The sequence below is a fragment of the Pseudomonas sp. SDO5532_S415 genome, assembly GCF_054071155.1.
Genome location: NZ_JBSVWS010000065.1, coordinates 1 through 20,956, shown reverse-complemented (window position 1 = coordinate 20,956; position 20,956 = coordinate 1). Strand labels below are relative to the sequence as shown.

Below are 20,956 nucleotides of genomic sequence, written 5' to 3'. Positions count from 1 at the left end.
TTTTTAGCCCCAGTGAACCGGTGGAAAAATTCGCACGATGACTGGCACCATGAAACCAGTCATCTATTAACCACCATGAAAGCTCAAGCAAGCTACGCCACATACAGCACTACACTTATTTCAATTCGCACTTTCAAGCTAATCGACGGCTAGGCCGAGACGGGTTATGTATTGCTTGGACATAAGGAAAGGATGTAAGTGGCCTAGTGTCTACCGGGACTCAGCCCTGCTAAATTTCTGGGGCCGCCCAATTCTTGGAGAGGAAACTATTTGAACATTTTAAGTCAAGGAAGAAAACGTGCCCACATCTGTAGTGGACTTAACTGACAAAAAAAACACCGCAATACGCTCTGTGCAAGATCGATTCGTGATTGTACCTTCGACGGATAGCCGCCCAAAATTCCGCGACCTTCGAAACATGGGAGTTGCGCCACAAGGCAACCCGATGATGCTAGTCCAGGCTTACCGAGATGCTGGCGGAACTGGAGACATTACAGGGGAAAGTCTGCTCAACAAGCTGCCTATCGTATTCGCCGAGGACTTCCGCCCCGGTGACTACCGGCGAATCATGGAGTACGGTGGTAACAGACTGCTGAATTTATGGACCGGCCCAGATATCCGCCCGAGTGGTATGCCGGTGTCTACACGCGATGCAGCACCCTTTATTGAGTTCCTGCAACGCCTGTTCCCCATCCACGAAGAGCGGTACTACTTCCGGGATTGGCTAGCTCATGCAGTCCGCTATCCCGGCCAGCGTATCAACGCCACAGTCTTGCTGCGTTCAGAACACGGGATTGGCAAGGGCTTCTTGGCTGAAACACTGTTACCTGGTCTGCTGGGGAAATCCAGCGTAGGCACGGTAGCTCTAGGTGACGTGGTAGGCAATTTCAATGATGCCCTTGTGGGCAAGACACTCATTCTGATTGACGAGGTTTACAAAAACCCCGAGTCGACGGTTAACACCCTGAAATCCATCCAGGGGAACAAGACGATTGTGTTGCGACGAAAGCATATCCCCGATACCACGGTGGATAACTTCCTGAACTTCATCATGTCGAGCAATGACCATTTCCCATTGCCGCTGGAGCAGGAGGACCGCCGCTTCTGGGTGCCTGCTTTCATCACGCACAAGGAGTCGAAGAAAGAAACCATGCTGTTCATCAATACTATTCTCAAACCTTGGCTATTGGAGCAAGGCGGGATGCAGATTGTGCGGGACTTACTAGAGACAGTGGATCTGTCTGAGTTCCATCCGTGGGGTGATCCACCGATGACCGTCAGCAAACGGGAAATGATCGGTTTCTGCCCCAAGGAAAGGCTAGCCGAGTTCGTTGCTGATTACATTGAAGAACATCTGGTTGTGAAAGCCTTGGACATCGAAGCCCAATACCACACAGCGACCGGGGAAATCTTGGGCAACCGTGCCGTAGCTGAGAAGTTGTCCGAACTGGGATGCAAGGCGAAACGAACTACCGATGGAAGGATGTGGATCACTCCCAAGGGTTTGGTAGGCGATCTTTCGGAGTCATCCCCGCCTGCCGAACTACGGCGGGTCTACTCAAGCACGAGGGGGCCATGACGAGTATGACGGGTCCATGTCGGGTTGAAAAATAACCCGTCATGGCTGTACGCCCCACGCTGCAAGGGCTCTGGCGATGTCATGACGGGTATGACGGGTTGACGCTGCTTTCTTATAGTAAGGGATTCACTTGACTGAATAAGTGAACACGTCTAACGCAAGAGGTAATGGGCAAGCAACTTGAGTGCGCCCACCTAGAGATGAAGCACGCCTATACGTTACATAGTGGCGTCTACGCCACAGCAGAATAATTTGTGCCCGAGGCACCGATTATAATTCTATGCAGTTAAGGGGAGAGAGGGGGCAAGAAGCCCCTCCCCGCTCTTGATCCTGCTCTGAACCTTGCTGAGGTAACTTGTGGCCTGAGCCACGTTTAATCAATACAAGAAGGTTAGCCGTGACTATGGTCACGCGGAATTAGTCTGTGCCTTCAGGCACGAGTTCCCCTTGCACAATTCAAAGCAAAAGCGGGAGGGGGCTCCCCCCCTTTCCTCCCTTGGAACTTATACAGTTATTAATCGTGCCCCGAGGCACAGATAGGAGAAATGGAGGTTGCAGACTTCGAAGTCAGTTATCCGTGACTATCAGTCACCACATACCTGCACGGTTCAGATCAAAAGCGTGTGGGGTTTGTCTGCCCCTACCCCACTGTTTAGATGTCATGCCGCGAGGCACAGATAACCATTCTATTCAGAAGCGTGGAACGCCCCCCCCACTTGATCTTGATGATAACCATGCCGAACCGCATAAGGAGCGTGAATGAACTCATCGCTAACGTGCAGGGTTGCCCCATGGGTAAGCCGTATAAGTAGCTCACCAGATGAACTAGGGGTAGCTCAGTCAATGCACCTTAGCGTGCAGGTGGCGAAGCATCGGAATGCAGCGAGGACGATTGAGATTCTTTTAAGTAGCCCATCTATGTGGGCTAGGGGTAGCCCATCCCACGCACGTTAACGTCCAGATGTGATCATTAATGTGCAGAGATGAGCTTGGGACAGTTTTCGCCTAGTGAACATCCACCGCCGTTAAGCGGGTGTTTACCACTCTCATCAGCGTATCGAAGTCTGCGTGGATGAAGGCTGAATGGACAACGCAATCAAGAACACCGCATCGCATTGCTTTCTCATCAACTGAATCTACCCAGCCATTCTTGATGAGGCTTGAGATCGCACGTTCCACCCGTTCACTTCTGAGCGTAAGAAAATCAGGCAACAGAGACGTGTCGATCCTCACAGCACGGTTACGGTCCATTCGCACCAGCAGAAGCAGCATCACTGCCACTTTGTCCTCGTCCAGCGCTGTACAAGCCGCCATAGCCTCAAATGCATACCGTGGAACATGTACTGCTTGGCTACTGGGTAATTCTCGATCAGTCATCAGTCACTTCTCTACCATGGAGCCGGGCCGGGGGAGTTGGTTTACATCTGCTCGTCAGGCTTATCCGCACTGACCAGATCGGGGTTGACAAAGCACACCAGCGGACCACCAGGTTCGGTACTCGCATCCACCGAGTAGATCCAACCAGCATCCGTAAGGTCGGCGATGGCCTTCTCGACCTGCTGTAGCGTGCTGTTGCACTCCTTGGCTATGGTCGCCTGAGTAACCGTCACCGCCCCATTGCCAGCCATTTTCGACATCAGGATAAGCATGACTGACGTTGCGTGGGGATTTGTTCGGTTCATCCCACTCAATTTCCCCAAGAATAATTGGTTGGCGTATACGGCTTCATCTTCGCCATCAGCAGCATATGGGGTTGAAACATTCTGTTCGCTCATCACGCAGCTCCAAGGGGTCTGTAGTCGATTTAACTAGCTCACACGATGGCTCTAGCCTGGCCCTCAGGCTGACCAATAATGCCAACAACGCAATGGAGAATAGTGCCATGTAGAACCAAATATTCACAGTATATTGTGAAGACGTAGTAAGCCATGGGAACGACAGTTCACCCCTCACTCAGGGGGTTAAGGCTTGGACGCAGGGTTGGCATTCGGTAGGGTTCTTCGCGAGCGACGAAAGCTTGCAGGGCTGACCCAAGAGCAGCTGGCACTGGAGGCCGATGTTCAGCGGAATTACGTAAGTCTCATCGAACGAGGCGTCAATCAACCGACCATCAACATCATCTTCAAGCTTGCCATTGCTTTGAAATGCCAGCCATCAGCACTCATCGCCGATGTGGAGACCCTTGTTCTCAGCAAGTGAAGGATGGCGACCTCTCTAAGGCCACCCTGCATATAGCGGATCAAAAACTAATCAACATCTATCTCCTACCAAGTGTCGGTCAGCACCCCTACACCACCCTAAACTCGCCAAAGCCACTGTTTCCGGGGAATACAAGCATAGGTATCAAGCAGATCGCCCCCTTCTTTTGTATTCCACATGCTTTCAATGGTTACTACTCGTTGTCATCCTGTCGGTGGCAATTACGAGCAACTCTGAATCAGCTGCCCAGTCGGGGTTGTTCGTACTCTGAACCGGAGTACAAACCGTATATCGGAGCTTCTCGTTTGTACTCCGAGCCAAAGTACAACTCGCGCTCCTTAGAGGGTTAGAAGCCCAACCTTTGGCCACAAACGATGTGTCACTTCGGGTATGCATCATGCGCTACAGAAAAGCTGTACAGAAAGTAGCCAAACCACCCCTTTAAAGTGAGCGAAAACTCCTGTTGACACACCCTACGTGCCACACTAATATCTGACACACCCTAATTAATACATGGCAGGCTTCACCATGTTTATCCGTGCTTACCTCCGTGCTTCAACTTCTGAACAGAATGCATCCCGTGCCAAAGAAGCCCTTGTAGCGTTCGCTGCTGACAATGGTCAGAAGATCGCTGCCTTCTATATAGAGAACGAGTCAGGCACGAAGCTGGAACGCCCTGAGTTGTTCCGACTGCTGGAAGACAGCCATGAGGGCGACGTGCTGCTGATCGAAGGCGTTGACCGCCTGTCCCGACTCACGCAACCAGACTGGGACTTATTGAAGGCCCGGATCGCAGCTAAGCGGGTGACGGTGGTATCCATCGACTTGTCTACCAGTCACGCGGCTTTGAAGCCCACCCAAGGGATGGACGAATTCACGAAAGGAATGATTGCGGCCGTCAATGGTATGTTGCTCGACATGCTAGCCGTGGTAGCCCGTAAGGACTATGAAGACCGTCGCCGTCGTCAGGCAGAAGGCATCGCCCAAGGCAAGAAAGATGGTGCCTATAAGGGCCGTCAAGTGGATAGAGAACTTCGCGATCGCATCACAATATTGCTGAACGACGGCAAAAGCATTCGCGGAGTAGCCCACATGCTGGAGTGCAGCACGACTACAGTTCAAAGGGTGAAGGCTACCCTTAATTCAGAGTTATAAGCCGCTGTGGCAGCGTACAGACCACGACATTGGCGCGACCCGCTTCCCCGATCAATATTTTAAACTGCCGCTTGTAGCGTCTTATGGATGGCTGTAGAGGGGCTAAGAACCGACCGCCATAGTGCGTAGTTTCAGCAAACCTGCAGATACCGTCTGCGATATTTCCAAGTACAGATTCACGACCGATGCTTCCCCAGGGCAAGTGCCGACTCTGAAAATTGTGGGTACCAGCGGATTTCAAAGAGTGGCTACGACGGACAGGGAGCGGCGAAAAGCGGACGGGTGATGCCTTTACAATGCCTTGCGAGCTCATCCGACTGAGGCGCGTTAACTTTATCATCGCCCACTGGATAGCGGATAGGTGACTGTATCCGCAGCAAGCGGTCCAATCAAAAGCACCTCCGAGTCGTGTCAATGCCTATCCAGTTCGCGCAGGAAGATATATGGTAGGCAACTAACAGAGCCGTCGGTATAGTCGGCAATAACTTTGTCGTCTCACTCGAAGAAGGAGATTTTAGTGGATTTGATACATGATCGCCGCACAGATTGTTACTCAGCTCTCGGAAAGATGACAACTGGAGAATACCTTAGTTTGGTCAAAGGGGCACACGCGCAGCGTGGTGGCATTACAGGGCAGCGAGAAGTCCTTAAAACCACAACAGCAAAGCGGATACGAGATCGAATGATTGCTGACATTCGTGCCGGTGCAGTTTTACCTCCAGTCGTGATAGGCGTTATTGTAGATGAATCAGTAGTAAACGATATCTATTCTGGGAACTTATCGAATATCGCTTTGTTTCTTGAAGCTGTTTCGCGCCATGAGCTTACAATAATTGATGGAATGCAACGAACAGCAGCATTAATCGATGCATGTGAAATTGATGTCAGCATTACATCTCGAGAGATGCGAGTTGAGTTCTGGGTAGCTAGATCGGTTAGATCACTAGTTTACAGGATGTTGGTACTAAATACGGGGCAGGTCCCTTGGACTCTAGCGCGCCAGTTATCAGTCGTATATGCGCCGTTACTGGAAGAAATAAAGAACAAAGTTTCTGGTATCGATCGAATTTTCTCACCCGACAAACCTGGCAGACGTGTGGCTAGCGCCCAATTCAGCTCGGATGCATTAGTTGAGCTATATCTGGCGTTTTCCTTACGAAAAACAAACGTAGACACTAAAGAAACTTTATCAGAGGAATTTTCACGTTTAGATTTCGTAGATAACCTTGCTGATACAGGGTTTCAAGATCATTTTTACAGCGCTCTTTCGATGCTCGTTGAACTGGACAAAGCCTTTGATCGCTACGGTAATGGGAATAGCGGGCGATTTTCACGTGGAAAAGAGGTATTCGGAAGCCAACCTGCTCGTATTGGCTTTATGGTCGCGACAGCTCAATATGTTTTGGGACGCCCAGGGCTCGATAGAGATGTAGAAGATAGAAGCACTCGAATGGAAACCGTTGTTAGACACTCCACGGCCATGGTGGATAAGCTGAATAACTTGGACCCACTCGAAGTTGGCAACTTTCTTCGCTTAGATGTATTGAGCGAGATTTTGGATAAAAAAGTAGGACAGGTCGGCCGGTATGAGCGGAGCGTATTCGTGGAAGCTTTTAAGGTTCTCATCGAGGACGGCTTTGAAATACCGAACATGGAACCATGTTGGCGTGCAAGCTAATGGCTTCTAGGAATAAAATTGACGCAAACAAAACAATATTTGCGGGTTTAGATGAGTACTGCTCTGCAAATGGGGAGCAGCTTCTGAATGCCGGAGAAGGACGGTGGATCGTAAGTGCAAAAGGAACAGATCAACGACGCTTAGTAAAAGCGGACTTGACAGCCACTATATCTTTGGGTTCCTCATTGAAGCTTGCCCGATTTGATGTTGATGGTGTTTCATTGTTCTGTACCGTGGGTCTTGAACTGCCAGATGACATAGCAGGCTTGCTTGACGAAGGAGTGGGCGGCGGAATGATGACTGCGGTATTGTCAGAGCTTCGCCCAACGCCAAAGGCTACTCCGCTTGAAGTTAGAAATACAATTGAAACAGGCATAAATACAGCTGGATATATGGGGCATGAGGTTCTTGAAATCTCGCAATTGTACCCAACACTTAGGGTCTTTTCAGGCGAGGATATAAGCGAGGAGGAAACGCCCCGAGTATTTTTTTTAATCTGTTTAGCAGATCGCATTCGTGCTGGCGTTTGGATGGACAAGCAATTAAGGGCGAATTTAGAATTAATTGCCGATCTGAGCCCAGTCGCTATCCCATATAGAATTCTGTGCCGCTCTCTGTTTGATACGGATCCTAGCGCTGTCTTTTTAGCATTGTACAGATGCTTGGAAGCGCTTTATGCCTATTCCCACACATCTGAGCTTATGGGAAAACTTGGCATGACCCTAGAATGGAATCATGTAGCTCAAGTCTTAGAGGAGACACTTGCTTGGCGTCCGCGCGAGGAGCCAAGTTTGGGCTTGCTTTTGCAACAAGCAGTATCAGAAGATTTGAGAACAATGCTTTCTGCACTGGGAGCCACTTTGCCTGCAAATGCTGACTTAGTCAATTACACGACGAAGCAAATGTATCAACTGCGCAATTCATTAGTTCACTATAGATCGTTTCACCAGTCATTTGATCCTGACAAAGTTGATTGGAATCGACTTTGCGAAGCAACGGCCCTTATGGTTCTTCATATATACTCATCGATAGTTGGCGACTAAGAGATTTTCGTTGTTAGCTGCATCAGACCGTGAACACCTTAGATAAACAGGTCGCTTTGAGCAGTAGCGACTGACTGCTACGGCTAAATGTCACTAAAAAAGTGTAAAACATTCCCGCCGTCTCGGCTCACCCCCATCTCAGCCAAATAAATCTTTGCGTGTTGGAAATTGAATGACAAAAAAATGGGCGGCAAAGCCGCCCGTAGGAAAGGTACATAACTTATCGTTTGCTGTTGGGGGTTACTTTTACCGGAACCCAGGCGTGATCCGGCTTCGTTGTTGGGGGAAGCTGGCGATTATCCGGCACGGTTGTGTAGTTCGGGAGCTTGCCCCCACGAGGGCCAACCTCTTGATAAATCCCACCGTTGCTTCCAGTGTTTTCACCTGGCTTTTTGTTCGTAGTCATAAATTCCCTCGTTTACACATCATCACTTCAGTGGGCATTGGTTCAGAGACAGCAAGTTGTTGTTCCAACGACCATCAGCATAAGTGCGTACATATGGTGCCTTCCCTGCCTCCCTGACAACGCCAATGTCGGCACGCTGGCCATTGGCAGGGTCCCTCACGTAAAACGTATTGGTTTTGGCCTCGATGCTTTGAATTACCTGCTCCCGAGTCCACTTCCAATTTCCGGCAGGGTTGCCCAAATGCGTGATGTGTTCATGCGTGCTTTGGGTGTTTGGTTTGGTAATACAGGTCACTTGTACGTCAGCCATATCATTTACCTTCCTTTCTTGCGTGGTTGAGGTTCGTCATCTACTATGTGACGAATTCGTCATGATTCCAGCCAAAATAAAAGGCCGGAAAGGCCATGACGAAACAGTCAACTCAAACTATACGGTTTCGTCATGTCGCAGTCAACCCCACCGCATCCATCTCCTTCCGAGGTTTTTCCGAACCGTTTGCGCACCGCGCGGGAGTATCGTGGGCTCAATCAAGCAGAGCTGGCCAAAAGTACCGGTATGCAACCGTCCGCAATTTCCCACTTTGAAACAGGTACTAGAAAGCCGTCTTTCGACAATCTTCGCATCCTTGCTGACAGTCTAGATGTCACCACCGATTACCTATTGGGGCGCGTTGAAGAGTTCAAAGACCTTGCTGGTGCTGATCGATTGCACCGCCACTATGAGTCACTTGATGGGTCCGACCGAAAAATGGCCGATGACCTCATAACGATGCTGGCCAAACGTGCGCAGGAGAAAGATAAGCAATGACCACGACCGATCCCTATGCCTTTGCTTCGACTGCTGCTGAACAAATCATCAAAGGGATGGGGATCGTCAGTTTACCCATCGATCCAAAAGCAATTGCTCGCGATCGGGAAATTGAAGTTGTAGCAAAACCCATGGAGAACGAAGGTGTCTCGGGGATGCTGGTTCGTTTTGGTAACAACTTCGCAATTGCCTACGCCACTCACCTTCAAAACGAAGGTTTCGAAAACTTTAGTGTCAGCCATGAGTTGGGACATTATTTTCTGCCCGGTCACGCGGATGCTGTCATTTCGGGTGATTCCGGTGCGCATCTATCGCGCGCTGGGTTTTCATCCACAAATAAATTTGAAATTGAAGCTGATCGTTTTGCAGCAAGCTTTTTGATGCCCCGACATTTGTTTTACCCCGCAATTCAACAGGCTGGGTGCGGTTTGGGAGCGATCGAAAACCTGGCGGTGTTGTGCAAGACGTCGCTGCATGCGACTGCTATTCGTTACACGCAATGCACCCGCGAACCAGTTGCCATCATCATTAGCCGTGGCGGGACCATCGACCATTGCTTCATGTCACCGTCGCTAAAGAACATTGAGGGAATTGATTGGTTGAAAAAACGGGAAGGAGTTCCACGCAACACGACAACGCACACGTTCAACCAAGTCGAAGACAACGTGTTACATGGTGTGCGGATGCAAGCAACATCCAACTTTCAAGAATGGTTCGGCGGACGGCGTAGCATCGAGATCAGCGAAGACGTGGTTGGCCTTGGTCGTTACGGTAAAACACTAACCGTTCTTTACGACATCGACATTCCCGAGCCAGAGGACGAAGAAGACGAGGAAGCTTTGATTGAATCTTGGACGCCACGTTTCAAACGTTAACCATGTCGAGTCAGGTGGGATGCATGCCGATAAGAACGACGACAAGGTAGGACTTTCACCCCGCCCCGTCCGAATCAACAACGACACTAACCACGCACACGCCGAAATTATCGGGGGCGTACGCGACAACCCTAAATAAAAAAGGACCAGTTTTTCAACTGATCCATTCGTGAAGATTGATATACCCACCCTTCGCTAGCAGCTATTCGCCTTCTGCCTTTATGAACTGCGTCGAAAGGCTCGGGGCTCGCTCACGAAGGTAGGTCTCAGCATCGTCTGAAATGTCCTTCGCTTTCTCTGGCCGCTCAGCAAGATTCATTGCCCACGATCGCCCTGGATGCAATACGTCCCAGCGCGGACGCATCCCAGCATGGCGCCCCTTTCCAGGGTTATGGTTGCCGAAGCCATCAATTAGCGAATTCCACACTGGGGTAAATCTCGCAATAATTAGCGATTCACCCAACGGAATCCAAATGTCGTCCACTACCAAAAAGCGGCAGTGGAAATCATCGATATTCAGATTCTCAGCCGCACGAATGCTGTCAGCATGTTCCTTCAACCGCTTTTGAAGAACCTTCCCCGGTGATGAACCTAAATCGCCGCCCATTCGGGCACCAGCAGGAACAGCTTTGCCTACATAAATCGGCAGCATGAACTGTCCACTTTGATTCAATGACGCTAAACGTGCATATGCAGGAAAGTCACCAGTGTAGTAAATCGCGTACACCCCTGCCCCATCAAACGAAGGTAATGCACTGAGCGGATGAACCTCTTTGGAAAGCAACGCTTCAGCAACGCTGGCACCCAGATTTTTCTTGTCCAACGGATTGAATGGGATGACTTTGCCCGTCATGCGACGTTTACCACCTTCTTGACGGTTTTCTGAATGCGGATGATTTCAGCAATTGCCAATTTCTCCGCAACACTCGAAGCCACGTGCTGCGCCAGTAGCACTGGTACCGCATTGCCAAGCTGTCGCATCGTTTCGGACCAGCTTCCATGGAACCGGAAACCATCTGGGAAGGTTTGAATGCGAGCACTTTCACGAACAGTGAAATAACGCACGTCACCATTTGCCTTGACCAGCATGTTTTCGCCGCCCGGTACGCCATGATCACCAGCCTTCAGAGTTTTGGCTGGTAAATCCAACGGGCTACCCGTGTGACCAGGGTATGAGCGAGCACCGCCCTGAAACGTATGGTTAGGCACTTTCAGTGCTGCCTTGGTTTCAGGATCAGGAAGGTCGGCAATCGCATCACGAACCGTTCTCCATGGCGCTTTATCCATGGGAAGCAGATCGTTCTTCAGCTTCCGGACACGTGACAAAAGCTTGGCGGGAACTTCTGGCATCTTGAGACCATGCCTAGCCCAGTATTCACCGGTAACCCACTGTGAATGCAGTAAGGCATCGTAGCTATGAGTCTCTTCCGGAAAGGACCACTCGACTCCGAGGTCATCCCGAAACCCAACGATGAAGACCCGCTCCCGCTTCTGTGGCACGCCATAATCAGCAGCGTTCACAAGGGTTGGTACCACGTTGTAGGTATGACCTTTACCCTTGCGCTTACCAGAGGTTCGCTCGGCTTGCAGGCGCATCAAATGATCATGCCAACCCTCGTCCTTTCGACGTGGTAATTCCGGGAACTCCAGTTGGAGCAAGATGTATTGGTAGTAATTTGCGAAAGCTGCTCGTGTCAAACCCTTTACGTTTTCTACGATGAACGCTTTTGGCTTTAGTGTGCGGATGATTTCAACAGTCGCGGGGAACATGTCACGACTGTCATCGTAGGCACCATGTTTACCGCCAATGGAGAACGGTTGGCACGGAGGACCACCGGCAAGCAGCTCAATGCCTTCCGGGACAGTGCTCCAGTCAAAACCACGCACATCACCTTCGTGTAGTTTCCAGTGCTGTACCAGGGGGTAGCCGCGCTTTTGGTTTTCGCGGACGGTATCGCAAGCCCACTTATCCCACTCGACGACAGCAAGGTGAGAAAACCCCGCTATTTCACAGCCCATAGCAAGGCCGCCCGCACCTGCGAAGAGCTCAACGGATTTCATTGCGTGTTCCCCCGACCAAGAAAGCCATTCAGCATTTTCTCTAATAAATTCAAATCTTTAAGCTCGCATTCCCAAATCACAAGAACGTCCCATCCCAGTGACTTTAGCTGATGCAGCGTGCGTGTATCGCGTTCTCTGTTGCCTTCCAATTTTGGAATCCAGAAGTCCAACCGAGACTTAGGTAATCTTGCGAGTGGACAGCCATCATGTCGGTGCCAAAAGCATCCATGGACAAAAATGACTTTCTTCTTGCCCTTGAAGATGATGTCCGGGCTGCCTGGAAGGCTACGGTCGTGAAGCCGATAGCGGTATCCCATCGAAAAAAGTAACCGACGCACCACCATTTCCGGCTTAGTGCCCTTCGACTTCACCTTCGCCATACGTAGGCTTCGATCAGAGGGGTTCAGCGTATCCACGAATCTTACCAGTCACCTGAAATTCATTCATTACCAAATGCTCCAAACCGGAAGCTATGCGGCATTCGTTCAGGCGATGAAATGCCATCGACCGTGGTACCTGCGCGTGGGCTTCATAAAACACGCTAGAACCGATGAAACCCCCTCCCAGCGATGACACGAAAGGAATGACCATCGTTGACATCTCATATCGGTACCCCGCGCAAGAAGCTATCTTCGCTAGCGGAGCTGCTGTTGAGTCATCCACGTAGGAATCAGGCTCGGCTCAATCAGCAAATAGCTCAGCGCTAGAAGACCTACAAGCAGGAAAAACCATGGCTTTCCCGAAAAAAACATGGTGATTCTGGTCAGAAAGATCCAAAAACCTCTCAGGGGGCCATAGCCACGCTGGTTCATCAGAGCCAAGTAGTGAAGCAGCGCAATACCGGTACAAACTAGTACAAAAAGAATCAGAGTCATGCCGGCCATCTGGCAGATCACCAGGGACCGCTCAGAATCCGACAAGCTCTTCATGTAAAAGTCGGTAAATTTTAGCTGCGAAGCCAGTTGCGTGAACTTCGGGTCGAAGGAAGCTTTTGCTAGGTTTAGCAGAACACCACAGCCAGCAAGAATGCCCATTGGAGCGGCGATGTACACGCTCCAACTGCCGGATGTGAATTGTCCTTTAGCCAGCGACATCAGAGCTGCTGCAAGGCTGAAAGACAGCACAGTCGACAGCAGTACCCAAAGGTAATGATGGATGAGCTGGAAATGAATGGCGTATTGCCAGACCAAGAAGATCACTCCTAGCCCTAGTCCAATCATAATAACCACAGCTCCGCCGCTGTCGTTATTGCTACCCCCATTTTGCTGTTTCACGACCACCTTGGTGGTAATGAAATTTTGCGTTGTCTGAATCACCGTAACAGGTTGATTGACCGTTGGAGGATTTGTAACCCCTGCAAACAATGCTCCAAAGACCACCCCCATCAATGGCCCCCAAATCCATGCCTGCATCGTTGCATCGTTGATCAATTCCACAATTACTTGCATTAGTACCTCACTGAGCTTCACGGCCGAATCACTGTTTAAAAAAACAGTGATAGCTCAATAAAATCACTTATTCAATTTAAGCGCAATACATTTTGACGCCATCGAAATGACACGTTGAATACAACTGATTTCTTGCCCCACCTTGAAAAAGGAGCCAAAAAAACTCGTAAATTCGTTGGGATTCGCTTCTTTCAGTCCGGGCACATCACTGATACATTTCCCGTTCACTCCTTTGGGAAAGGGCAGTGAAAGTCGTGGCTCTCGGACGGTGTATGCTCACTTTCCAGTACATCGACTACCCGGCGGACAACCACAAGCTGGGCTGGAACGAGATGCTCGCCTGGTTGCGGCAGAAGCGCTGGCAGAGCATGAGCTTTGGCGGGATGGTGTACCTGATGTTGATGATCCCGGTGGTCAACATCCTGATGATGCCCGCGGCGGTGGCCGGGGCGACCTTGTTCTGGGTGCGCGAGCGTGGGGCCGAGAACCTGGTGAGCCAGCGCTGAGCCGTTCATAAATCCATCATCTGACCGTCACAACGACGACATGGCCCCAGCTGACACTGGGGCCATGACGACAGCTCTGCATATCACCCTGATCACCGAAACCTTCCCTCCCGAAATCAATGGCGTGGCCAATACCCTTGGTCGCTTGTGCGACGGTTTGCGCGCGCGCGGGCATCAGGTGGAATTGGTGCGACCGCGCCAGGGCTGCGATCAGTCGGCGGCCAGCGACGATGAATTGTTGCTGTGCCGTGGCTGGCCGCTGCCGGGTTATCCCGGCCTGCAATGGGGGCAGTCGTCCATGCACAAGCTGCTCAGGCGTTGGAAGCGCCATCGCCCGGATGTCCTGTACATCGCCACCGAGGGGCCGCTCGGGTTGTCGGCATTACGCGCGGCACGTCGGCTGGGAATTTCGGTGGTCAGCGGCTTTCACACCAACTTCCAGCAGTATTCCAGCCAGTATGGGCTCGGTTTGCTGACGCGCCTGCTGACCCACTACCTGCGCTGGTTCCACAATCGCTCGACCCTGACGCTGGTGCCCAGTGTCAGCCAGCGGATGGAGCTGGAGCGGCGGCAATTCGAGCGTCTGGCGCTGCTGTCCCGAGGCGTCGACAGCCAGTTGTTTCATCCGGCTAAACGCTTGAATGCGCTGCGTGAACAATGGGGGCTGGGCGAGAACGACATTGCAGTCATCCATGTAGGGCGTTTGGCACAGGAGAAAAACCTGGGCTTGCTCAAGCGCTGTTTCGACACGCTGAAGGCGACTTATCCACAGCGCACTCTGAAGCTGATCGTGGTGGGCGACGGTCCGCAACGCCTGCTCATGGAAAACGAAATGCCCGACGCGATTTTCTGTGGCACCCAGCGAGGTGAAGCGTTGGCCAGTCATTATGCGTCGGCAGATGTATTTCTGTTTCCGAGCCTGACTGAAACCTTTGGCAATGTGGTGCTCGAGGCGCTGGCTTCCGGGCTGGGGGTGGTGGCTTACGATCAGGCTGCAGCGGCGCAGCATATTCGCCATGGCTACAACGGTGTGCTGGCGATGCCGGGGGATGAAGAAGCCTTCTGTGATGCGGCGGCATGGATGCTGGAAAAGCGCGAGACCTTGCGCTGCATGAGGCTCAATGCACGTCAGCATGCCAGTCGCCAGGGTTGGGCGGCGATTATCGAGCAGTTCGAGGGGCAGTTGCGGGGGGCTTGTGTTGGGGAGTTGGCGATCCCGAATGCACCGACTGTCCCCTGACATCTTCGGTGATGTTGAGTCAGTCTTCGCGGGCAAGCCCGCTCCCACAGTGGTTATGCGTTGTACACAAAACCTGTGGGAGCGGGCTTGCCCGCGATGGGGACCGCCTGGCCGCTGATTAAACCAGCGTCATCAACGCCTCACGGCTGAACGGCAGGATGTCGTCCTCACGGCCGTCGCGCACTTTCTGCGCCCAGTCCGGGTCCACCAGAAGCGCACGACCGACAGCCACCAGGTCGAACTCATCGTTGTTCAAACGCTCCAGCAGTTTTTCCAGGCTGGCCGGTTGGGCGACCTTGTCGGTGTTGACCATGAACTGCAGGAACTCGCCGTCCAGGCCGACACTGCCGACGGTGATGGTTGGCTTGCCGGTGAGCTTGCGGGTCCAGCCGGCCAGGTTCAGTTCGGAACCGTCGAATTCCGGCTCCCAGAAGCGGCGTGTCGAGCAGTGGAAAATATCCACGCCGGCGTCGGACAACGGCTGGAGAAACTCGCCCAACGCTTGCGGTGTTTGCACCAGGCGCGCGGTGTAATCCTGCTGTTTCCACTGGGAGAAACGGAAGATGATCGGGAAGCCTTCGCCGACGGCCGCACGCACGGCTTGAATCAACTCGATGGCGAAACGCGAACGGTTGGCCAGGCCGCCACCGTATTCATCGGTGCGCTGATTGCTGCCTTCCCAGAAGAACTGGTCAATCAGATAGCCGTGGGCGCCGTGGATTTCCACACCGTCCATGCCTATGCTCCGGGCATCCTTGGCTGCCTGGGCGAACGCTGCGATCACGTCTTGAATATCCTGTTTGGTCATGCCGTGAACCACGACCTGACCGTCCTTCACTTTTTCCGACGGTCCGTAGCCCGGTACGCTGGCGTCCGGCTCGGTGCCGATACGACGCACACTGCCCACATGCCACAGTTGCGGAACGATCTTGCCGCCTTCAGCGTGTACCGCGTCGACGACTTTTTTCCAGCCGGCCAGCGCCGCGTCACCGTAGAACTGCGGAACGTTCGGGTAGCCATTGGAAGCCTTGTGACCGACGGTGGTGCCTTCGGTGATGATCAGACCAACGCCGGCCGCGGCGCGACGACGGTAGTACTCGATCACTTTGGAATTGGGTACGCCACCCGGCGAAAACGAGCGGGTCATCGGTGCCATGACGACACGGGTCGGCAGTTCGAGGGTGCCGAGGTGGAACGGTTTGAACAGGGCTTTGACGGGCATGGGGACGCTCCACGGGAATAGACTTTATGACGGCGATAATATGGAGGTTCGCACGCGCTGAACAGCACTATTGATTTGGGTGATTAAGGTTTAAAAGGCGGGTGACTGTAGGAGCGAGCTTGCTCGCGATGGTCGTCAACGATAACGCTGGAGGTCAGATGCCCCGTAGCGTTCTTGCGTTCATCGCGAGCGAGCTCGCTCCTACACAGGGGGATGTCAGCTCAGGGCTTTTTCAATCGCCTGAACGACGCTTGGATCGTCCGGCGCGGTACGTGGCGAGAAGCGCGCCAGCACACGGCCGTCCTTGCCCAGCAGGAACTTTTCGAAGTTCCAGGTAATGTCACCGGGGAATTCGGCACCCTCGCCCGCCAGCAGCTTGTACAGCTGATGACGATCGTGACCGTTGACGTCCAGCTTGCTGGACAGCGGGAAGGTCACGCCATAGTTGAGGCTGCAAAATGCCTGGATCTCTTGTTCGGAACCCGGTTCCTGCCCGGCAAACTGATTGCACGGCAGGCCCAATACACTGAAACCCTTGCCCTTGTATTGCTGGTAGAGGTTTTCCAGCGCCGCGTACTGCGGGGTCAAGCCGCATTTGGAGGCAACGTTGACCACCAGCACGACGTGCCCCTTGAAAGGTGCCAGAGGTAGCACCTGACCGTCCAGGGCTGTCAAATTAAGGTCGTGAAAAGCACTCATGACGTACTCCAGATTCCCGTGTTCTTCTCGAAACAGCCACTTGGCAGTGTCACATGAGACAGCCGCAGACTAAAAAGGCGCCCTAGGGGCGCCTCTCCAGTCATCTGAGCTTAGCGCAGAAAATCAGTGATGATGGCCACCTTCGCCATGGACGTGACCATGGGCGATTTCTTCCTGGCTGGCATCACGGATGGCGACGATCTTGACCTGGAAGTTCAGGCGCTGACCGGCCAACGGGTGGTTGCCGTCTACGGTGACGTCGTCGCCGTCCAGATCGCGGATGGTCACGATCTGCATCTGGCCGTCCGGAGCGGAAGCGTGGAACTGCATGCCCACTTCCAGCTCATCGACGCCTTCGAACATGCTGCGGCTCAGGGTGCTGACCAGTTCGGCAGCGTATTCGCCGTAGGCATCTTCAGGTTCAACGGCTACGGTCAGCTCTTCGCCGACTGCCTTGCCTTCCAGAGCCTTTTCCAGGCCCGGGATGATGTTGCCTGCGCCTTGCAGGTAGACCAGCGGCGCGCCGCCGGCGGAGCTGTCGATGACCTCACCAGCGTCGTTGGTCAGGGTATAGTCGATGGAGACAGCCTTATTGGCGGCGATCAGCATGGGGCGAGACCTTTTGCAAAAGAATAATGAAAGACCCAGTTTAGCGAAGCAATCGCCCGAAAGCGAACACAACCCGGACAGACGGGACGTGACGATCACAGGCTTCCATCAGGACGAGGACGGCCATTGGGTGGCCGAGCTTTCCTGCGGCCATACCCAACACCTGCGCCACCAGCCGCCCTGGCAATCCCGGGCCTGGGTCATGGATCCTGCACGGCGCCTTGAAAAAATAGGCCAACCCTTTGATTGCGGTTGGTGCGCACAAGGCATGGTTAGCGATAACCTTGGCGACTGAATTTCGGTAGATCGCCAGCCATAGGCGCTCACCATTGCGTTCCCTTAGAGAATCCGCATGCAAACTTTTTTTATCGCACCCACCGATTTTGGCGTGGGCCTGACCTCCATCAGCCTCGGGCTGGTGCGTACCCTTGAGCGCGCCGGCCTCAAGGTCGGCTTCTTCAAACCGATTGCCCAGCCGCATCCGGGTGACACGGGACCCGAGCGCTCCACCGAACTGGTGGCCCGCACCCACGGCCTGAAACCGCCGCAGCCGCTGGGCCTGGCCCATGTCGAACGGATGCTCGGTGACGGTCAGCTGGACGAATTGCTCGAAGAGATCATCACCCTTTATCAGCAGGCCGCCATCGGCAAGGACGTGTTGATCGTCGAGGGCATGGTGCCGACCCGAAGCGCCAGCTATGCCGCGCGGGTCAATCTGCATCTGGCCAAGAGCCTCGACGCCGAAGTGATCCTGGTGTCGGCGCCGGAAAACGAAGTGCTGACCGAACTGTCCGGTCGTGTGGAATTGCAGGCGCAGTTGTTTGGCGGCCCGAAAGATCCGAAAGTCCTCGGCGTGATCCTCAACAAGGTCAAGACAGATGAAAGCATGGAGGCCTTTGCCGCGCGCCTGAAAGAACATTCGCCGCTGTTGCGCAGTGGCGATTTCCGCCTGCTGGGCTGCATTCCGTTCCGGCCGGAACTGAATGCCCCGCGCACTCGCGACGTGGCCGATCTGATGGGCGCCCAGGTGCTCAACGCCGGCGACTATGAGACCCGGCGCATGACCAACATCATCATTTGCGCACGCACCATGCGTAACACCGTGGAACTGCTCAAACCCGGCGTGCTGGTGGTGACCCCCGGCGATCGCGACGACATCATTCTCGCTGTGAGCCTCGCGGCCATGAACGGTGTGCCCCTGGCCGGCCTGCTGCTGACCAGCGACACCCTGCCCGACCCGCGCATCATGGACCTGTGCCGTGGCGCCTTGCAGGCCGGTCTGCCAGTGTTGTCGGTGAGCACCGGCTCTTATGACACCGCCAACCAGTTGAACGGCCTGAACAAGGAAATCCCGATCGACGACCGCGAGCGCGCAGAGATCATCACCGACTTCGTCGCCAGCCATCTGGACGCCAACTGGCTGCACCAGCGCTGCGGCACGCCACGGGAGATGCGCCTGTCACCGGCAGTGTTCCGCTATCAGTTGATCCAGCGCGCGCAGAACGCCAACAAACGCATCGTCCTGCCAGAAGGCAGTGAGCCGTTGACCGTGCAAGCCGCGGCGATTTGCCAGGCCCGGGGCATTGCTCGCTGCGTATTGCTCGCGAAGCCGGCCGACGTCGAAGCGGTCGCTCGCGCCCAAGGCATCGAGCTGCCACCGGGGCTGGAAATCCTCGATCCGGACCTGATCCGCGAGCGCTACGTCGAGCCGATGGTTGCACTGCGTAAAAGCAAAAGCCTCAACGCGCCAATGGCCGAGCAGCAATTGGAAGACACCGTGGTGATCGGCACCATGATGCTGGCACTGGATGAAGTCGACGGCCTGGTGTCGGGCGTCATTCACTCCACCGCCAATACCATTCGCCCTGCCCTGCAGCTGATCAAGACGGCGCCGGGCTGCACCCTGGTGTCGTCGGTGTTCTTCATGCTGTTTCCCGAAGAAGTGCTGGTCTACGGCGACTGCGTGATGAACCCGCACCCGAGCGCCACTGAACTGGCGGAAATCGCCTTGCAAAGCGCCGACTCGGCGGCGGCATTCGGCATCACCCCGCGGGTGGCGATGATCAGCTATTCCAGCGGTGAGTCGGCCAGCGGCGAAGAGGTCGAGAAGGTCCGCGAAGCGACATTGCTCGCCCATGAACAGCAACACTCGCTGCTGATCGACGGCCCGTTGCAGTATGACGCCGCCGCCAACGAAACCGTGGCCCGGCAATTGGCGCCGAACAGCCAGGTGGCCGGTCGCGCGACGGTGTTCGTGTTCCCGGACCTCAACACCGGCAACACCACCCACAAAGCCGTGCAGCGCAGTGCTGATTGCGTCAGCCTCGGGCCGATGTTGCAAGGCTTGCGCAAACCGGTGAACGACTTGCCGCGCGGCGCGCAAGTCGATGACATCGTCTACACCATCGCGTTGACCGCGATCCAGGCTGCCAACCGACCTATGGATGTTTAAATGCTGGATTTTCTACCTGCACCCGTGCGCGGTGTGATCGCCGCGCTGCTGTTGGCGCTGAACACGATTTTGCTCTGCTCGTTTCTGTTTTGTGTGGCGCTGGTCAAAGTGTTGCCGTTTGCCCCCACCCAGCGCTTGGCGCGCTGGCTGATGAGTCATACCCATGAAGCCTGGATCAGTATCAACAAAGGCTGGATGAACCTGGTTTGCCGCACCCGCTGGCACCTCAGCGGCCTGCAAGGCCTCGACTATCAGCACTCCTACCTGATCACCAGCAACCACCAGAGCTGGGTCGACATTCTGGTGCTGCAGTACGTGCTCAATCGGCGTATCCAGCCGCTGAAGTTCTTCCTCAAGCAAGAGCTGATCTGGGTGCCGGTGATTGGACTGGCGTGGTGGGCGCTGGGCTTTCCGTTCATGAAACGCTACTCCAAGGCGTATCTGGAAAAGCACCCGGAAAAGAAAGGCAAGGACCTGGAAACCACTCGCAAGACCTGCGCGAAATTCCGTGATAACCCGGTCGGCATTTTCAATTTCGTTGAAGGCACGCGCTTTACCGAAGGCAAGCATGCCCAGCAGCAGTCATCGTTCAAGTATCTGCTCAAACCCAAGGCCGGTGGCATTGCGTTTGTGTTGGATGCGATGGGCGAGCAGCTTGAATCGATCGTCAACGTGACCATCCACTACCCGGCCGGTCGCCCGGGCTTCTGGGACTTGCTGTGCGGGAACGTGAAGGATGTGGTGGTGCATTTTGAAGAACTGAAGATTGCGCCGCAGTTCATCGGCAAGAACTACGACCAGGACGGTGAGTACCGCTTGCAGTTCCAGGGCTGGATCAACCAGTTGTGGCAGGACAAGGATGCGTTGTTGGGGCAGATGCATCGGGAGTATCCAGCTAAGTCCTGAGGCGCCTGTACCGGCCTCTTCGCGAGCAGGCTCGCTCCCACAAGGCCAGCGTTCACTGAAGATCAAATGT

The 20,956-nt window shown here is 53.8% G+C and carries 22 protein-coding genes; 12 read left to right on the top strand and 10 right to left on the bottom strand.

From position 1 onward, the window contains the following. Positions 1-298 precede the first annotated feature (298 nt). Positions 299-1,579, top strand: coding sequence for a primase-helicase family protein (locus tag ACW9HW_RS15950; protein ID WP_457400723.1), 1,281 nt, complete (start codon positions 299-301; stop codon positions 1,577-1,579). A gap of 1,005 nt (positions 1,580-2,584) precedes the next feature. On the opposite strand, the gene ACW9HW_RS15945 is transcribed toward ACW9HW_RS15950, so the two are convergent. Then, positions 2,585-2,956: a hypothetical protein gene (locus ACW9HW_RS15945; protein WP_457400721.1), complete on the bottom strand. Its 372-nt coding sequence runs from the start codon at positions 2,954-2,956 to the stop codon at positions 2,585-2,587. Between the two features lie 41 nt (positions 2,957-2,997). Continuing rightward, a complete protein-coding gene (locus tag ACW9HW_RS15940; protein WP_457400719.1) occupies positions 2,998-3,354 on the bottom strand; it encodes a helix-turn-helix domain-containing protein in 357 nt (118 codons plus the stop codon). 193 nt (positions 3,355-3,547) lie between these two features. On the opposite strand from ACW9HW_RS15940, the gene ACW9HW_RS15935 reads away from it, so the two are divergent. From ACW9HW_RS15935 to ACW9HW_RS15920, 4 genes are all read left to right on the top strand, one after another. Then, entirely contained in the window at positions 3,548-3,778 is a 231-nt protein-coding gene (locus tag ACW9HW_RS15935) for a helix-turn-helix domain-containing protein (RefSeq protein ID WP_457400716.1), read from the top strand. Positions 3,779-4,306: 528 nt separating this feature from the next. Further along, positions 4,307-4,933 carry a recombinase family protein gene (locus tag ACW9HW_RS15930; protein WP_457400714.1) on the top strand — a complete coding sequence of 209 codons (627 nt, stop codon included), beginning with the start codon at positions 4,307-4,309 and terminating at the stop codon, positions 4,931-4,933. Between the two features lie 517 nt (positions 4,934-5,450). Continuing rightward, on the top strand, positions 5,451-6,611 hold the full coding sequence (locus ACW9HW_RS15925; RefSeq protein WP_457400713.1) for a hypothetical protein: 1,161 nt from the start codon (positions 5,451-5,453) through the stop codon (positions 6,609-6,611). Beyond that, a complete protein-coding gene (locus ACW9HW_RS15920; RefSeq protein ID WP_457400711.1) occupies positions 6,611-7,654 on the top strand; it encodes a hypothetical protein in 1,044 nt (347 codons plus the stop codon). Before ACW9HW_RS15925 ends, ACW9HW_RS15920 begins: the two co-directional genes overlap by 1 nt. Before the next feature lie 428 nt (positions 7,655-8,082). Here the strand turns inward: ACW9HW_RS15920 and ACW9HW_RS15915 are convergent, their stop codons facing one another. Then, positions 8,083-8,370 (bottom strand): DUF3892 domain-containing protein, encoded by a 288-nt coding sequence (locus ACW9HW_RS15915; RefSeq protein WP_457400709.1) that lies wholly within the window; start codon positions 8,368-8,370, stop codon positions 8,083-8,085. Positions 8,371-8,502: 132 nt separating this feature from the next. Between ACW9HW_RS15915 and ACW9HW_RS15910 the strand changes: the two genes are divergently transcribed. Both ACW9HW_RS15910 and ACW9HW_RS15905 read left to right on the top strand, forming a co-directional pair. Then, positions 8,503-8,868: a helix-turn-helix domain-containing protein gene (locus ACW9HW_RS15910; RefSeq protein ID WP_457400707.1), complete on the top strand. Its 366-nt coding sequence runs from the start codon at positions 8,503-8,505 to the stop codon at positions 8,866-8,868. Continuing rightward, complete coding sequence (locus ACW9HW_RS15905) at positions 8,865-9,743, top strand: ImmA/IrrE family metallo-endopeptidase (protein WP_457400706.1); 879 nt, start codon at positions 8,865-8,867, stop codon at positions 9,741-9,743. Before ACW9HW_RS15910 ends, ACW9HW_RS15905 begins: the two co-directional genes overlap by 4 nt. A gap of 202 nt (positions 9,744-9,945) precedes the next feature. Here the strand turns inward: ACW9HW_RS15905 and ACW9HW_RS15900 are convergent, their stop codons facing one another. The 4 genes from ACW9HW_RS15900 to ACW9HW_RS15885 all read right to left on the bottom strand — a co-directional run bounded on the left by ACW9HW_RS15900 (position 9,946) and on the right by ACW9HW_RS15885 (position 13,252). After that, entirely contained in the window at positions 9,946-10,596 is a 651-nt protein-coding gene (locus ACW9HW_RS15900) for an Eco29kI family restriction endonuclease (RefSeq protein WP_457400704.1), read from the bottom strand. After that, entirely contained in the window at positions 10,593-11,804 is a 1,212-nt protein-coding gene (locus tag ACW9HW_RS15895) for a DNA cytosine methyltransferase (RefSeq protein ID WP_457400702.1), read from the bottom strand. The genes ACW9HW_RS15900 and ACW9HW_RS15895 overlap by 4 nt, the downstream gene beginning before the upstream one ends. Continuing rightward, positions 11,801-12,220 carry a very short patch repair endonuclease gene (locus ACW9HW_RS15890; RefSeq protein ID WP_457400700.1) on the bottom strand — a complete coding sequence of 140 codons (420 nt, stop codon included), beginning with the start codon at positions 12,218-12,220 and terminating at the stop codon, positions 11,801-11,803. The genes ACW9HW_RS15895 and ACW9HW_RS15890 overlap by 4 nt, the downstream gene beginning before the upstream one ends. Before the next feature lie 219 nt (positions 12,221-12,439). Continuing rightward, positions 12,440-13,252 carry a hypothetical protein gene (locus tag ACW9HW_RS15885; RefSeq protein ID WP_457400698.1) on the bottom strand — a complete coding sequence of 271 codons (813 nt, stop codon included), beginning with the start codon at positions 13,250-13,252 and terminating at the stop codon, positions 12,440-12,442. A 272-nt stretch (positions 13,253-13,524) separates the two neighbouring features. On the opposite strand from ACW9HW_RS15885, the gene ACW9HW_RS15880 reads away from it, so the two are divergent. After that, entirely contained in the window at positions 13,525-13,758 is a 234-nt protein-coding gene (locus tag ACW9HW_RS15880; protein WP_457400696.1) for an EI24 domain-containing protein, read from the top strand. A gap of 40 nt (positions 13,759-13,798) precedes the next feature. After that, the gene (locus ACW9HW_RS15875) at positions 13,799-14,998 is read left to right on the top strand and encodes a glycosyltransferase family 4 protein (RefSeq protein ID WP_457400695.1); all 1,200 of its coding nucleotides are present in this window, start codon (positions 13,799-13,801) and stop codon (positions 14,996-14,998) included. A gap of 118 nt (positions 14,999-15,116) precedes the next feature. On the opposite strand, the gene ACW9HW_RS15870 is transcribed toward ACW9HW_RS15875, so the two are convergent. The 3 genes from ACW9HW_RS15870 to ACW9HW_RS15860 form a co-directional block, all read right to left on the bottom strand. Next, positions 15,117-16,220: an NADH:flavin oxidoreductase gene (locus ACW9HW_RS15870; RefSeq protein ID WP_457400693.1), complete on the bottom strand. Its 1,104-nt coding sequence runs from the start codon at positions 16,218-16,220 to the stop codon at positions 15,117-15,119. A gap of 216 nt (positions 16,221-16,436) precedes the next feature. Beyond that, complete coding sequence (locus tag ACW9HW_RS15865) at positions 16,437-16,919, bottom strand: glutathione peroxidase (RefSeq protein ID WP_095193884.1); 483 nt, start codon at positions 16,917-16,919, stop codon at positions 16,437-16,439. A 123-nt stretch (positions 16,920-17,042) separates the two neighbouring features. Continuing rightward, on the bottom strand, positions 17,043-17,528 hold the full coding sequence (locus ACW9HW_RS15860) for an FKBP-type peptidyl-prolyl cis-trans isomerase (protein WP_095193885.1): 486 nt from the start codon (positions 17,526-17,528) through the stop codon (positions 17,043-17,045). Between ACW9HW_RS15860 and ACW9HW_RS15855 the strand changes: the two genes are divergently transcribed. Genes ACW9HW_RS15855 through ACW9HW_RS15845 form a run of 3 tightly spaced genes read left to right on the top strand, consistent with a single transcriptional unit; the run spans position 17,497 to position 20,886 of the window. Beyond that, a complete protein-coding gene (locus ACW9HW_RS15855) occupies positions 17,497-17,823 on the top strand; it encodes a DUF3565 domain-containing protein (RefSeq protein WP_095194069.1) in 327 nt (108 codons plus the stop codon). The genes ACW9HW_RS15860 and ACW9HW_RS15855 overlap by 32 nt on opposite strands. Positions 17,824-17,880: 57 nt before the next feature. After that, a complete protein-coding gene (pta, locus tag ACW9HW_RS15850) occupies positions 17,881-19,980 on the top strand; it encodes a phosphate acetyltransferase (protein WP_095193886.1) in 2,100 nt (699 codons plus the stop codon). Continuing rightward, a complete protein-coding gene (locus ACW9HW_RS15845) occupies positions 19,981-20,886 on the top strand; it encodes an acyltransferase (protein WP_095193887.1) in 906 nt (301 codons plus the stop codon). Positions 20,887-20,956: the final 70 nt, after the last annotated feature.